This window comes from Sphingorhabdus sp. EL138, from assembly GCF_945890115.1.
Classification (GTDB): domain Bacteria; phylum Pseudomonadota; class Alphaproteobacteria; order Sphingomonadales; family Sphingomonadaceae; genus Sphingorhabdus_B.
Map to the genome: position 1 here is coordinate 54,575 of NZ_CAMDCK010000001.1, position 12,764 is coordinate 67,338.

Sequence of the window (12,764 nt, forward strand, 5' to 3'; positions counted from 1 at the left end):
TGGTCTAATCTTCAACTCCACACGCCATCGCTTGGGGCAATACCGCCAAGCCATGGATTGACCTCGCGGTCACTTCGCTCCCCCGCTTCCACGGGAATGGCAAATAAAGCTTACCTACCGCCCCTTGGGCAGGCCAAGCACATGTTCGCCGATAATGTTCTTCTGAATCTGGCTGGTGCCGCCGCCAATCGTGGCGGAAAAGCTATTGAGGTAAGACCGGTGCCAATAGCCATCATCGACCGCATTTTCGTCACCAACATAATAGCCCGCGCGCGTGCCCTGAAACTGGAGCGAGAATTCGGTCAATTCGCGCACTAATTCGGTGCGCGCCAGCTTGTTCATCAACGCAAGCCCCATCGGGCGGTCACTGGTCAGCGGTGCCATGCGGCGGCGTTGGTTGTTGAGGTTCAGCGCCTGAATCTCGATCATATAATCGACCAACCTGTCGCGCATGACGGGATCATCCAGCACTGGCTTACCGCCCCGCTTGGCTGACCGTGCCATATCGACAACGCCCATCACGTCCATTTCCTTGACGAAATAGCCGCCGACCGGATTAACCTTCGCGCCGCGTTCATATTCCAACGTTTTCATCGCGACCAGCCAGCCTTGCCCTTCTTCGCCGACAAGGCCCGATGCCGGTATGCGCGCGTCGGTAAAAAAGCATTGGGTAAAACCATATTCGCCGGTGAGTTTCTTCAACCGCCGCGTTTCAACGCCGGGAATTTTCATGGGCGCAAGGAAAAACGAGAGCCCTGCATATTTGCTTGGTCCGTCATTCGATGTCCGCGCGAGCAGGATCATATAATCGGCGCGATCGCCCAAGGATGTCCAGATTTTGGAACCGTTGATGACATATTCGTCGCCATCCCTGACCGCCTTGGTCTGCGCGCTGCCAAGGTCGGAACCATGCTCGGGTTCCGAAAAGCCCTGGCACCAGATTTCTTCCGCCGAAAGCATAGGCTTGATGAAACGGCGTTTGTCCTCCTCACGGCCAATGTCCAGCAACAAGGGCCCCGTCCAGCCATTGGCAATCGCATTCAGCATGATGGGCGCATCATGGCTTTTCATGATCCGCGTGGCGATCCGCTGATATTCGGGATGCATACCATAGCCGCCATATTCGGTGGGCCAGGACATGCCGAAATAGCCCGCCTCATAAACCTTGCGTTGCCAATCGCGCAGAAAATCAAACTGCTGATCCGTCGACACTTCCATAAAGGTCAAAGGCAGCATGAAACCGGGGTCGCGTACCGTGTTTTCAGAGAACCACGCGTCGCAGTGCTTTTCAAAACGGTCAAGTTCCTGCGGGCTTGGTGTGCTCATGGGCTGATTCCTCTCTCTGCATTTAAGTGCGCGATTAAAAAGCGGATTGCAAGACCTGTGCGCATGCGCAGTAAAATGTTTTGGTGCGCCGCCTTTCAGATGTGGCAAGACGCAAAGGCACAAAGAGGCGTGAAGGCAAAAGCTTTGCGGCTTGTCTCCTTAAGGTCTTACAAGCCGGAAGGGCTTGCCCTGAATCTTCAGCCTTTTTTGAACGGTGCCATTTCGCCCAAAAATTCAATCTCGCGCTCCATCGCCCGTGTTTCGCGCTCCAGAAAATCGGCGACAGCATTTCGGAACCCTTCATTGGCGATATAATGCGCCGAATAGGTCGGCACCGCTTCATAACCGCGCGCCAATTTATGTTCGCCTTGTGCGCCAGCCTCAACGCGGGCGAGGCCGTTGGCGATGGCATAATCAATCGCCTGATAATAACACAGCTCAAAGTGCAGAAATGGCACGTCGCGGGTGCAGCCCCAATAGCGGCCATAGAGGCAATCGGGCCCGACAAAATTGAGTGCGCCAGCAATCGGACGCTCGTCGTCAAAAGCCAAAAACAACACGATGCTGTCACGCATGCTTGTTCCGATGATGTCGAAAAAGGCGCGGGTCAGATAGGGCGTGCCCCATTTGCGCGCACCCGTATCCTGATAGAATATCCAGAACGCATCCCAATGTTCCGGCGTAATATCCGCACCTGAAATTTGCTCTATCCGCACCGCATCTTGCGCGCCTGCACGTTCCTTGCGGATTGCCTTACGCTTGCGTGAAGACAGCGCACCCAGAAAGTCTTCAAAATTCGCATAATCGCGGTTCTGCCAATGAAATTGCGTGCCGACCCGCGTCAGCCATCCCGCCGCGCGAAATTGCGCCAGCTCGGCTTCCTCCAAAAAAGTCGCATGCGCGGACGATAGGCCATTCTGGTCCACAATTGCTTCCGCCGCCCGCAAAATGGGCAGCGCCATCGCTGGGTCGCGTAATAACAATCGCGGCCCCGGCACGGGCGAGAATGGCGCGGCTATTTGTAGCTTGGGATAATATTGCCCGCCCGCCCGATAAAACGCGTCCGACCAATGATGGTCGAACACATATTCGCCCTGACTGTGGGTTTTAAGATAGGCAGGAAGCGCCGCCGCAGGAATGCCATTTGCATCGCGAATCAGCACCGGCGCCGGCGCCCATCCGGTGCCCGGACCAACGCTCCCCGATTGCTCCAACGCGGACAAAAACGCGTGGCCCACAAATGGGTTGCCGCGCGGATTCAACGCATCCCATTGGTCCGCGGGAATGTCGCTGACCTTGCTTAAGAGTTCGGCGGTGACGCCGTCGGCCATTAGGCCGCGCGGACCTTTACCACGCAGTCAATCTCCACCGTTGCATTGCGCGGCAAGACTGGGACCGAGACCGCAGCGCGTGCGTGCTTTCCCGCGTCGCCGAACACCGCTTCCATTAAGTCCGAAGCGCCATTGGCAGCTTCGGGTTGATCCGTGAAATCAGGGGTCGAGGCGACAAATACGCCAAGCTTGACGATCCGTTCGACACGGTCGAGGTCGCCACCGAGGGCCGCCTTCATCTGCGCGATCAGCATGATGCCGCACGCCTTGGCTGCGGCCTTGCCTTCTTCAAGACTGCGCGTGTCGCCGACTTTGCCGGTGACAACCTTGCCATCAACAAAGGGCAGCTGCCCCGAAATGAAAAGCATCCCGTTCGCTTCGACAGCAGGCACATAGGATGCGACCGGCGCAGCAGGTGCCGGAAGAGTAATGCCCAGTTCAGCCAATTTTGCTTCGATCATCATACTACCTTTTCCAATGCAGGCGCTGGCACGTTCGCTACCAGCTTATCCCTAATCCAACTCTCCGCATCCGGCCAACGGTCCAGCCGTGCATGCGCAGACGCCGACGGCTTCACGCGATCCCACAGCAACGGCTCACCAACAAAATGTAGACGCCAGACATCGGGATGTTGTTCGCCGACTGATTCATGCTGATGCGCCAGATCGTCGACAAAAACCGCTACGCTCGGCCGATATTCTTCGAGAATCCGTCCAAGCGCCTCGCCCTTGCCGCCTTGATTGCAATAGACTGGCGCATCGATGCCAACGGCCCGCAGTTGCTCTGTCCGCGGTCCTGCGCGGTGGTCGAGCAGGTTGGTCAGAATGACGACATCGGCATGTTCACGCAGGCGGTTGAGGCTATCTACCGCCCCATCTATAGCCTGTTGCCGGTGCATTTCGGTATCGAAAAAACCATTGAGCAAATCCCAGACCCGCCCGCGTTCAACAACCGTGCCGTCATGCTTGTGGCGCAGCGCTTCACCCCAATCGCCATGGACGAGGTCGAAATGGATATGATGCGCCTCATCGAGCCAATCGCGAAAGGGCACGATCATATGCAACAACACTTCGTCGCAATCTGAAATCAAAAGTGGCCGGGAATCACTGATACTCATGCTTCTAACTCCTGCCGCGCTTGCACCAATAAAGCGGGTGACACCCCGATGACCGCCGCGCAAGCGACAAGGTCGGGCTCATACGCCTCCAAAAACGATAATATCGCGGCCTGCGTGCTGCGTTCCATGATGCTGCTGCGCAAGCCCTCTGGCGTGAGGCCCGTGAGCGACAATAAGCGCTCCGCCCGTGATTCTTCCATCAACGCCCAAGCCAATGCCTGGAACGCCATACCCGATGCGTCTAACTTGTCGTTTGTTTCATGCATGGCTTTCGCTTAAGCCAAGGCACCCACGAACGCAAAGCGGGAAAAGGTCGGTATGCGTAAAAAGGTGATGATCGTCGAGGATAATGAACTCAACCTCAAGCTGTTCACCGACCTTTTGCGCGCGCATCAGTTTACGGTCGAAGGTGTCCGCGATGGACGGCTGGCGCTGGAACGCGCGCTAAGCTTTGCACCTGACCTTGTCATCATGGACATTCAATTGCCGCATGTCAGCGGCATCGACTTGATTGAGGCGATGTAAAAGGACGCCGCGCTGTCGGCCGTCCCCGTGCTAGCCGTCACCGCTTATGCGGGCAAAGGCGACGAAGAACGCATCATAGCCGCGGGCGCAAAAGGCTATCTGTCGAAGCCAGTGTCAGTGATGAAGTTTTTGGAGGCGGTGCGGGGGATTGTGGGTTGAGCGAGAGGATACTTGATTGACCAGTCGAGACGAATTGTATCAGAAGTTTGGGGTCACAGCAGAAGCGGCGCAGCTTTTTGAGACTGATCTCGGATCAATTATGCTTAGCGTTAACGGGCTAAAGCACGACTGGCACATCGCACCTGACAGAAGCGATGCTCAGAAGCTCTACGAAAAGATGGGGAAATTGACGCTAGGTAACCTGCTTCGCCAGACCTGCCAGGATGTTTCGTTTGACGACAACACTTTTTGTATTTTTGATGCCGCTTTGGACGCCAGAAATAAACTTTTTCATGGATTTTTCGAGCGACACAATTTCAAAATACAGACCGATGAAGGTCGAGCCATCATGATGGCTGACCTAGAACAGCTGCACGATAAACTTATCAATGCATGGCGAATAGCTTCAGCCATATCGGCACATCTATTAGTTAAGTTAATTGCAGAGGTGGCTGAAACCGCATCAAAAAGGGCGCCCGAAGCGCCCTGATCGATACCCTATTCAAGCGACAGCGTTGGCTTACTTGATTTTGGCTTCCTTGAACTCGACATGCTTGCGCACGACGGGATCATATTTGCGGAACGTCATCTTTTCGGTGATGTTCCGCGGATTTTTCTTGGTCACATAGAAAAAGCCCGTGTCAGCGGTGCTGAGCAGCTTGATCTTGATTGTGGCTGGCTTCGCCATGGCCCATTCCTTTTGTTCAAAAATTTTGCAAAAAACTGCGCAGTAAAAAAGCCGCGCTGTTCACAGATGGGGGCCAATGCGGATTCGCGGGGCTAAAGTCAAGCCAATAAGCGGGCATTGAGGTCGCAGACCAACCAAATTTGCTCCAAAACGTCACGAGTGCGCGCGAATGATGCAACATTGCGGCATAAGGCGCTGCCCACGCGCCCCATAGTTGGAAATCGACCCCTTCGTTCCCATATATAGTCTTCCCCCAATATAGGAGAACTGCAATGGCAGCTGGTGACAATAGCAAAAAGGCATTAGCCGACGCGTTAAATGGCCTATTGGCCGATTATTACGCGTTATATCTGAAAACCAAGAATTTTCACTGGCATGTCACGGGTCCGCATTTCCGCGAATATCATCTGCTCTTTGAAGAACAAGCGACAGAGCTGATCGCCACGACTGACCTTGTGGCCGAACGCGTGCGCAAATTGGGTCAGGATACGCTGACCTCAATCGGTTCTATCGCGGCAAAGCAGCGGATTAAGGATCATGATTCGACGTCAACCGATGCCACCAAGATGCTGACGGAACTGCACGTTGATAATGAGACGCTGATTGAGGCGTTGAAGGCCGCAAAGGACCTTGCGGACGAAGCAGGGGACAATGCAACCGATGGGTTACTGGACGATTGGACCGACCAAGCCGAGCAACGCGCTTGGTTCTTGGCGGCGACCATCGGCAAGGCATAATTGATAAAAAAAGGCGGGCGAAGCCTATTGCTTCACCCGCCTTTTTGAATATCAGAACAGCGCTTATTCGGAAAGCGGTCCGAGGTTCGTAGCCGAATATTTGCCGCGACGATCGATTTCGATGTCGAAGGCCAAACGGTCGCCCTGAGTCACTTGACCCATGCCCGAACGCTCAAGCGCTGAAATGTGCACAAACACATCTTCGCCGCCATCATCGCGCTGCACAAAACCAAAACCCTTCATGTCGTTGAAGAATTTCACGGTGCCATTAGCTCGTTCGCCAGTCGATTCGCGCTGCGGACCGCGTGGAGCCGAATCGCGGTCACCACCACGGAAGCCACCACGATCATCACCGCGCGGCGCACGGTCACGATCAAAAGCTGGACGGTCGGCACGCGGTGCGCGTTCGCTGACGGCCATTGGCTCACCGTCGATCACGAGATCCGTTGCCGACACCTTGCCACCACGTTCCACAAGTTGGAACTCAAGCGGTTGGCCTTCGGCAAGCCCAGCTAGGCCAGCTTGCTCGACAGCGCTAATGTGCACGAAGACGTCGTCGGGACGCCCATCTACCTGAATGAAACCAAAACCTTTTTGGCCATTGAAAAATTTGACGATTCCCTTGCCAGAACCGATGACTTGAGCGGGCATTGGTGGGCCGCCGGGGCCACGGCGCGGGGCACCAAAGCCACCTCCGCCACCACCGCTGCCGCCGCTGTTACCGCCGCCGCCATATCCACCGCCGCCTGAACGGCCGCCACCAAAATCACTTTGATAGGGGGATGGCGCGCGATAACCATCATAGCTTTCATCACCGAAACCATCTCGTTTGTCCCGGCCCTTGCCAGCACGCTTGCGATCAAAACCCATAACTTCTTGCTTGCCTTCTCATCGCCCTAAACCACTATGTTATGCAGTCGAGGGCGACTGTACTGCACGTCACAAGCGCAACCGTTGGTGACTACGCGAGATCAAGCTATATCGTAATAAAATGTGACGCGATAGCAAATATTGCTGCGGCAATTCGCTACGCAATAGCCGTACTTTCATTTGCCTTGGGCAGCATGGTCGGGCAAGGGGCAAGCATGAGCGTATATTTCCATGAAGAAGACCTTCCCGCTGGCGTATTGGCCGAAGGGCCTGTTGCCGTTGATACTGAAACCATGGGGTTGATCACCCCACGCGACCGGCTTTGCCTGTTGCAGATTTCCGATGGTCGCGGGGACGAACATCTGGTCCGTTTTGGCCGGGACAGCGATTATAAAGCGCCTAATTTGCGCGCCGTTCTTGCCGATCCTGCACGCCTCAAGCTGTTTCATTATGCCCGATTCGATCTGGCCGCGATTTCGCATTATTTGAATGTCGTCGCGACCCCATTATTCTGCACGAAGATCGCCTCACGCCTGACCCGGACATATACGGACCGCCATGGTTTGAAAGAATTGGTGAAGGAAATGCTGTCGACCGACATTTCCAAACAGCAGCAATCCAGCGATTGGGGTGGCCCCGTGCTGTCCGAAGCGCAAAAGGATTATGCCGCAAGCGATGTACGCTATCTCCACCGCCTGCATGCCGAATTTGTGATCCGCCTTGAACGTGAAGGCCGCACCGCCATGGCGCAGGCGTGTTTTGACTTTCTGCCGCACCGTGCAGACCTTGATCTTGCAGGTTGGCCCGAAATCGACATATTCGGGCACAGTTAAGCTTCGATCTCGTTAGGCATCAATCATGTCAGCACAAGCCGATCTTGAACGCACACACAGACAGCGCTGGGCAATGCCGGGCGGACAGCATGATCGCCTAATCCGCGCGCTGCGCATTGTGTTGCCTATCATCATTGGCCTGTTGGTGGCTTTACTGGCATTCAGCCCCTTTACCGGCAAACAGGAATTGAGCTTTGTGCTGAACAAGGATGAAGTTAACCTCTCGCGCGAGCGGCTGCGCGTCGTTGAGGCATTATACCGCGGTGATGACAGCAATGGCCGGCCCTTTTCCGTGCGGGCGGGCAGCGCAGTGCAGAAAACATCCGCTGACCCTGTCTTGGACATGACATCCTTGTCGGGCAGAATCATGTTAAATGACGGGCCAGCGTCCATCGTTGCGCAGCGCGGTGTTTACGACCTGAATAAAGAAACGATGCGTGTGAACGGCCCCTTGGCTGTTCAATCGACGGGATATGATATGGTCGCCAGCAATGTAGAGCTATCGTTGAAAGATCGTTCGATGCAAAGCTTTGGTCCTGTTAGCGGTCGGACGAAAGTTGGCACCTTCCATGCAGGGCGCCTGCGCGCGGACCTCGACACGCGTATTGTGCGTCTGGATGGCGGCGTTCGTTTGCGTATCGACCAGAATGCGATTAAGTAAGCGCGCAATGACTATTCGTTCTCTCTCCTTTGGTCTGTGTGCAGCGATTGCTGGCATGAGCATGCTGTCCACGGCCTCGACGGCGCAAAGCATTCGTAATCATGATAGCAACGCCCCTGTCGATTTTTCGGCTGCTTCTATGGAGTTGCAAGACCGCGCCGACCGAGTGGTATTGTCTGGCGGGGTAACGGCAATACAAGCCGGGCTTACGCTGAAGGCGAATCGCGTGACCGCCGCATATTCGAGCAATGGAGGCGTTGATGTGAACCGCCTGGACGCCACCGGCGGCGTGATGGTAACCAAGGATGATCTGCGCGCAACCAGCAATTCCGCCATTTATGATCTCGACTCCAGCCTGATCACGCTGATCGGCAATGTGAACCTCGTGCAAGGCAGTAATCGCCTCACCGGCGGCCGATTGGTCATTGACCTAAACTCAGGCCGTTCAACCATCAACGGCGGCGGTGCACCAGGCACGACAAATGGCGGAGGCCGAGTCACTGGCTCCTTTAGCGTATCTCAGCGTAAGAATTGAGCTAAGCTAAAGCTGTAAATTCGGCGCAGCATGAACCATGCCAATTGCCAAATGCTTTGCTATTCACTAGCTATTGTCGCGAAAACAAAAGCATCATTGCGGATGAATATTGAATATGGAAAGCATGAAGGCCACCCCACCTGCTGCTGATGCGACTACCGATGCGGCTATGCAATTGGGGCTGGGTGTTGTTTCAATTGCCAAAAGCTACGACAAGCGCGCCGTTTTGACGGATGTTTCGCTGTCCGTGGCAAAGGGCGAAGTGGTTGGCCTGCTTGGACCCAATGGCGCGGGCAAGACGACCTGTTTTTACTCGATCATGGGGCTGGTCAAACCCGATAGCGGCCGCATCACGCTTGATGGCGCGGATATAACCAAGCTGCCAATGTATCGCCGCGCCATTTTGGGGCTTGGCTATCTGCCCCAGGAAACCTCGATTTTTCGGGGGATGACGGTTGAACAGAATATCAGCGCGGTTCTCGAAATGTCGGAACCCGACCCAGAATCGCGCGGCGAGCGGCTGGAAAAACTGCTGGACGAATTTGGCCTGACCCGTTTGCGTAGCGCGCCTGCGATGGCCTTGTCCGGCGGAGAGCGTCGGCGGTGCGAGATCGCCCGTGCACTGGCCGCGAACCCCTCGATCATGCTGCTTGACGAACCTTTTGCCGGCATTGACCCGATTTCGATCTCTGACATTCGCGATCTTGTGAAGGAACTCAAGACACGCGGAATTGGCGTGCTCATCACGGATCATAATGTCCGTGAAACATTGGATATCGTGGACCGTGCCTGCATCATCTATGGCGGGCAGGTCCTGTTTGCCGGATCACCAGAGGCGCTGGTCGCCGATCCCAATGTCCGCCGCCTCTATCTGGGCGAGAGCTTTGCAATGTGATGTGGAGGAAATGACGGAAAATTAACGTCATGGCATTAGCTCCGCGCCTCGACCTCCGCCAAAGCCAGTCGCTGGTCATGACGCCGCAGCTGCAGCAAGCGATTAAGCTGTTGGCGCTTTCGTCGCTCGAAATCGAAGCCTTCATCGCCGAAGAGATTGAACGCAACCCGGTGCTTGACGCGGGCGGCGGCGATTCCTTTTCCGACACGCCAGTTGATACATTCCCGCAAGCCACAATTGCCGAGAGCAACGAACGCGGCAGTGACGAGATATTAGGCAATGACAGCCACGCTGCCTCCGACGCGCTGGACGTCGATTTCGGGGCGGAAACCTTCTATCATGATGCGCCATCCGACAGCGTGGGCGGCACAGACGGGATGCTGGGCCTGTCGGGCAGCGCGCTGTCCAGCGGTAGCTTTGACGGCGACGGCCCAGATTTTGACAGCTTTGCAGCTCGCGACGGTAATTTACGCGAACATTTAATGGCGCAGGCGGGTGCGGGCCTTTCGGGTCGCCAGCTTTTTCTGGTGCAACAGATTATCGAACATATTGAACCCACTGGTTATGTGGGTGAAGATTTGCTGGCCATGGCGCAAAGGCTTAATGTGCCCTTGGCCGAAGCAGAAGCTGCGCTGACCGAGCTTCAGCGCTTTGACCCCACGGGGGTTGGTGCACGCAATCTTGCCGAGTGCCTTGCGCTGCAGGCCAAGGATGCGGACCGCTATGACCCATGCATGGCAAGGCTGATCGGCAATCTCGATTTGGTCGCCAAGGGCGCGTTTGACCAATTGAAACGCATGTGCCGCGTCGATGATGAAGATCTGCGCGATATGTTGATAGAACTGCGCGGCTATGATCCAAAGCCAGGGTGCCGTTTTGAAAGCGAAGACAGCATGGCGGTCACACCGGACATCTATGTGACACCTCGCGGCGATGGTTGGTCGATTGAATTGAACAGCGCTAACCTACCGCGGTTGCTTATCAACCGAAGCTATGTGGCTGAACTTGGACAGGATAAGGCCACTAAGGCTTGGCTCAGCGATTGCATGGCCGATGCCAATTGGCTGATCAAGGCCATGGACCAACGGCAGCGCACGATCGTCAAGGTCGCGACCGAAATCGTGAAGCAGCAAGAAGGGTTTTTCCGGCGCGGCGTTGCCCATTTGCGGCCCTTGACGCTGCGCCAGGTCGCAGACGCCATTGAAATGCATGAATCTACCGTCAGCCGGGTAACGAGCAACAAATATCTGCATTGCGGACGCGGGCTGTTTGACCTCAAATATTTCTTTTCATCCGGTGTTCAGTCCGCCGATGGCGAAGGCGCATCTGCCGAAGCGATCAAAAGCCATATCAAATCGCTGATTGAGGCCGAGGGCGATAAAATCCTGTCCGACGATATGTTGGTCGAACTGCTAACGGCAAAGGGCTTTGACATTGCCCGCCGGACGGTCGCCAAATATCGTGAGGCGATGGGTATTGGTTCGTCGGTGCAGCGTCGTCGGCAAAAGAAAATGGGCCGTTAATCAAGCCACATCAATATTGCCGCTCCGCGCCGCGCGTTCAGTCAGTATTTTTTCTGCCAGCGCATGATCGCTCAACTTGTCGACATCTATGGCGGCAACGGGATCGGACATGGGAACCAACTGTGCGTCTAGGCCAAGCCGCTTCCCAGCATTCTCCATCGCTTGGTGCAAGCCAATGGTGCGGGTAAGCGCACGTATCGCCAAAAGTAGACCAAAATGCAGGAACAGCCGCCACGCCTTTTTGCGGTCCTGCTCGGCATTGGCCCATAATTTAAGCGCGAACGATGACTTCTGGGTCATCAGCGCAAACAGATTGGCGCCGGACCAAGCGCCGTCGGAAAAGCGAAGCCAGGTGCGCTGCGCATCCGGAAATTGCCTAAGCATGGTTTGGCGTTCCACCATCGCAACCGCGACGTCGCCATCCGCATAGCGCACAAATTCGTCGATCATCTTCACGGTCAACAAGGGATGGTCCGCCGTGGTCACCAATAAGGGCGATGAAAACCCCAAGATCTCAGCCTGCGCTTGAATGCTCAAGGAAATGCTTTTCTGGCTTTCCACCAAAATGGCGCCCCCGGCTGCGTCAACGGCAGAGCGCAGATATTCTACGTCTTGCGATAATATGACGATCTTACCGATGTGGGGTGACATATGCAGCGTGCGGACAACATGACAAATCATCGGTTCGCCGCGAACCGGGACTAAGGCCTTGCGTTCAAGGCCGAAATGCTGTGCAAGCATATCGGGGCCGGGCCGCTGTCCGGCAAGGACGATGCAGGTCCATTGCGCTTGCAAGTCGCTTCTCCTAAACGCGAAAAAATCAGAAGGGTTCGTCGATTTGTCTGACGGCACCTTGAGGCGAGGCTTGGCCATCAAATATGAATATTGCAATATATGATCTCGACAAGACCATAACGCGCCGTCCGACCTTTACCCGTTTTCTGCTCTATTACGCACAGCAGACAGCGCCCTTTCGGCTCGCTGGGCTACCCTTATGGATTATCGCCTTGATCGGGTACCGCATTGGATTATATGGCCGCAAGCCATTGAAACAATTTGGTATAAGTATGTTCATGGGACTTAATTTAGATGCGGCAATCCTGGCTAAAGTGGTGGCCGATTTTGTGTCCAAGGCCGTTTTAACCGATATCCAACCCGGCGCCGCCAAATCTATTGAAAATGACCGAAGCCAAAACCAAAAACTGGTGGTCGCTACGGCTGCACCGGCGTTTTACGCCCATCAAATTGCTTCGCGCCTCAGCTTTGACGCGGTTGTTGCGACACAGCATGTAACGCGACCAGACGGCAGAATCTGCCACTGCATCGATGGCGAAAATTGCTATGGCCCGGAAAAGTTGAAAATGGTCAGAACATGGTTCGACGTGCAGGGATTAAAGCGCGAAGACTGCCATATTTCGGTATATTCCGACCACGCCAGCGATGCACCGTTAATGGATTGGGCAGATACGGCATATCTGGTCAACCCAACTAAAAAGCTACGCCGGCTGGCGGCGCAAAAAAATTGGCAAATACGCGACTTTTCGACCGATAAAGGGCATTAAAG

The 12,764-nt window shown here is 55.2% G+C and carries 16 protein-coding genes and 1 pseudogene; 9 read left to right on the top strand and 8 right to left on the bottom strand.

Going from position 1 to position 12,764, the window contains the following annotated elements; translation table 11 throughout:
- Positions 1 to 114: 114 nt before the first annotated feature.
- From Q0O07_RS00300 to Q0O07_RS00320, 5 genes are all read right to left on the bottom strand, one after another.
- Complete coding sequence (locus Q0O07_RS00300) at positions 115 to 1,326, bottom strand: acyl-CoA dehydrogenase family protein (protein ID WP_295489069.1); 1,212 nt, start codon at positions 1,324 to 1,326, stop codon at positions 115 to 117.
- Between the two features lie 197 nt (positions 1,327 to 1,523).
- Positions 1,524 to 2,657, bottom strand: a complete 1,134-nt coding sequence (locus tag Q0O07_RS00305; protein WP_295489070.1) for a GNAT family N-acetyltransferase — start codon at positions 2,655 to 2,657, stop codon at positions 1,524 to 1,526.
- Entirely contained in the window at positions 2,657 to 3,121 is a 465-nt protein-coding gene (locus Q0O07_RS00310) for a RidA family protein (protein WP_295489072.1), read from the bottom strand. Before Q0O07_RS00310 ends, Q0O07_RS00305 begins: the two co-directional genes overlap by 1 nt.
- Positions 3,118 to 3,774, bottom strand: a complete 657-nt coding sequence (locus Q0O07_RS00315; protein ID WP_295489074.1) for an HAD family hydrolase — start codon at positions 3,772 to 3,774, stop codon at positions 3,118 to 3,120. Before Q0O07_RS00315 ends, Q0O07_RS00310 begins: the two co-directional genes overlap by 4 nt.
- Positions 3,771 to 4,040 (bottom strand): DUF3572 family protein, encoded by a 270-nt coding sequence (locus Q0O07_RS00320; protein ID WP_295489076.1) that lies wholly within the window; start codon positions 4,038 to 4,040, stop codon positions 3,771 to 3,773. The genes Q0O07_RS00315 and Q0O07_RS00320 overlap by 4 nt, the downstream gene beginning before the upstream one ends.
- Positions 4,041 to 4,092: 52 nt before the next feature.
- On the opposite strand from Q0O07_RS00320, the pseudogene Q0O07_RS00325 reads away from it, so the two are divergent.
- Together Q0O07_RS00325 and Q0O07_RS00330 are read left to right on the top strand one after the other, a co-directional pair.
- A pseudogene (locus tag Q0O07_RS00325) lies at positions 4,093 to 4,458 on the top strand (response regulator).
- Between the two features lie 16 nt (positions 4,459 to 4,474).
- Complete coding sequence (locus Q0O07_RS00330; RefSeq protein ID WP_295489078.1) at positions 4,475 to 4,948, top strand: hypothetical protein; 474 nt, start codon at positions 4,475 to 4,477, stop codon at positions 4,946 to 4,948.
- 30 nt (positions 4,949 to 4,978) lie between these two features.
- Here the strand turns inward: Q0O07_RS00330 and rpmG are convergent, their stop codons facing one another.
- Positions 4,979 to 5,146: a 50S ribosomal protein L33 gene (gene rpmG / locus Q0O07_RS00335; RefSeq protein ID WP_125229418.1), complete on the bottom strand. Its 168-nt coding sequence runs from the start codon at positions 5,144 to 5,146 to the stop codon at positions 4,979 to 4,981.
- Between the two features lie 272 nt (positions 5,147 to 5,418).
- Here rpmG and Q0O07_RS00340 point away from each other — a divergent pair, with 272 nt between their 5' ends.
- Entirely contained in the window at positions 5,419 to 5,883 is a 465-nt protein-coding gene (locus Q0O07_RS00340) for a DNA starvation/stationary phase protection protein (RefSeq protein WP_295489080.1), read from the top strand.
- A 63-nt stretch (positions 5,884 to 5,946) separates the two neighbouring features.
- Here the strand turns inward: Q0O07_RS00340 and Q0O07_RS00345 are convergent, their stop codons facing one another.
- Positions 5,947 to 6,753: a cold-shock protein gene (locus Q0O07_RS00345; RefSeq protein WP_295489081.1), complete on the bottom strand. Its 807-nt coding sequence runs from the start codon at positions 6,751 to 6,753 to the stop codon at positions 5,947 to 5,949.
- 215 nt (positions 6,754 to 6,968) lie between these two features.
- Here Q0O07_RS00345 and Q0O07_RS00350 point away from each other — a divergent pair, with 215 nt between their 5' ends.
- The 5 genes from Q0O07_RS00350 (at position 6,969) to rpoN (ending at position 11,200) form a co-directional block, all read left to right on the top strand.
- Positions 6,969 to 7,586: a ribonuclease D gene (locus tag Q0O07_RS00350; RefSeq protein ID WP_295489083.1), complete on the top strand. Its 618-nt coding sequence runs from the start codon at positions 6,969 to 6,971 to the stop codon at positions 7,584 to 7,586.
- Between the two features lie 25 nt (positions 7,587 to 7,611).
- On the top strand, positions 7,612 to 8,247 hold the full coding sequence (lptC, locus tag Q0O07_RS00355; RefSeq protein ID WP_295489085.1) for an LPS export ABC transporter periplasmic protein LptC: 636 nt from the start codon (positions 7,612 to 7,614) through the stop codon (positions 8,245 to 8,247).
- A 55-nt stretch (positions 8,248 to 8,302) separates the two neighbouring features.
- Positions 8,303 to 8,782 carry an LptA/OstA family protein gene (locus tag Q0O07_RS00360; RefSeq protein ID WP_295489295.1) on the top strand — a complete coding sequence of 160 codons (480 nt, stop codon included), beginning with the start codon at positions 8,303 to 8,305 and terminating at the stop codon, positions 8,780 to 8,782.
- 124 nt (positions 8,783 to 8,906) lie between these two features.
- Positions 8,907 to 9,677, top strand: coding sequence for an LPS export ABC transporter ATP-binding protein (gene lptB / locus Q0O07_RS00365; RefSeq protein ID WP_295489086.1), 771 nt, complete (start codon positions 8,907 to 8,909; stop codon positions 9,675 to 9,677).
- A gap of 29 nt (positions 9,678 to 9,706) precedes the next feature.
- Positions 9,707 to 11,200 (top strand): RNA polymerase factor sigma-54, encoded by a 1,494-nt coding sequence (rpoN, locus tag Q0O07_RS00370; protein ID WP_295489087.1) that lies wholly within the window; start codon positions 9,707 to 9,709, stop codon positions 11,198 to 11,200.
- Here rpoN and Q0O07_RS00375 read toward each other — a convergent pair whose 3' ends face one another.
- Positions 11,201 to 11,995: a nucleotidyltransferase family protein gene (locus Q0O07_RS00375; RefSeq protein ID WP_295489088.1), complete on the bottom strand. Its 795-nt coding sequence runs from the start codon at positions 11,993 to 11,995 to the stop codon at positions 11,201 to 11,203.
- 83 nt (positions 11,996 to 12,078) lie between these two features.
- Between Q0O07_RS00375 and Q0O07_RS00380 the strand changes: the two genes are divergently transcribed.
- Positions 12,079 to 12,762: an HAD family phosphatase gene (locus tag Q0O07_RS00380; RefSeq protein ID WP_295489090.1), complete on the top strand. Its 684-nt coding sequence runs from the start codon at positions 12,079 to 12,081 to the stop codon at positions 12,760 to 12,762.
- The last annotated feature ends 2 nt before the right edge of the window (positions 12,763 to 12,764 follow it).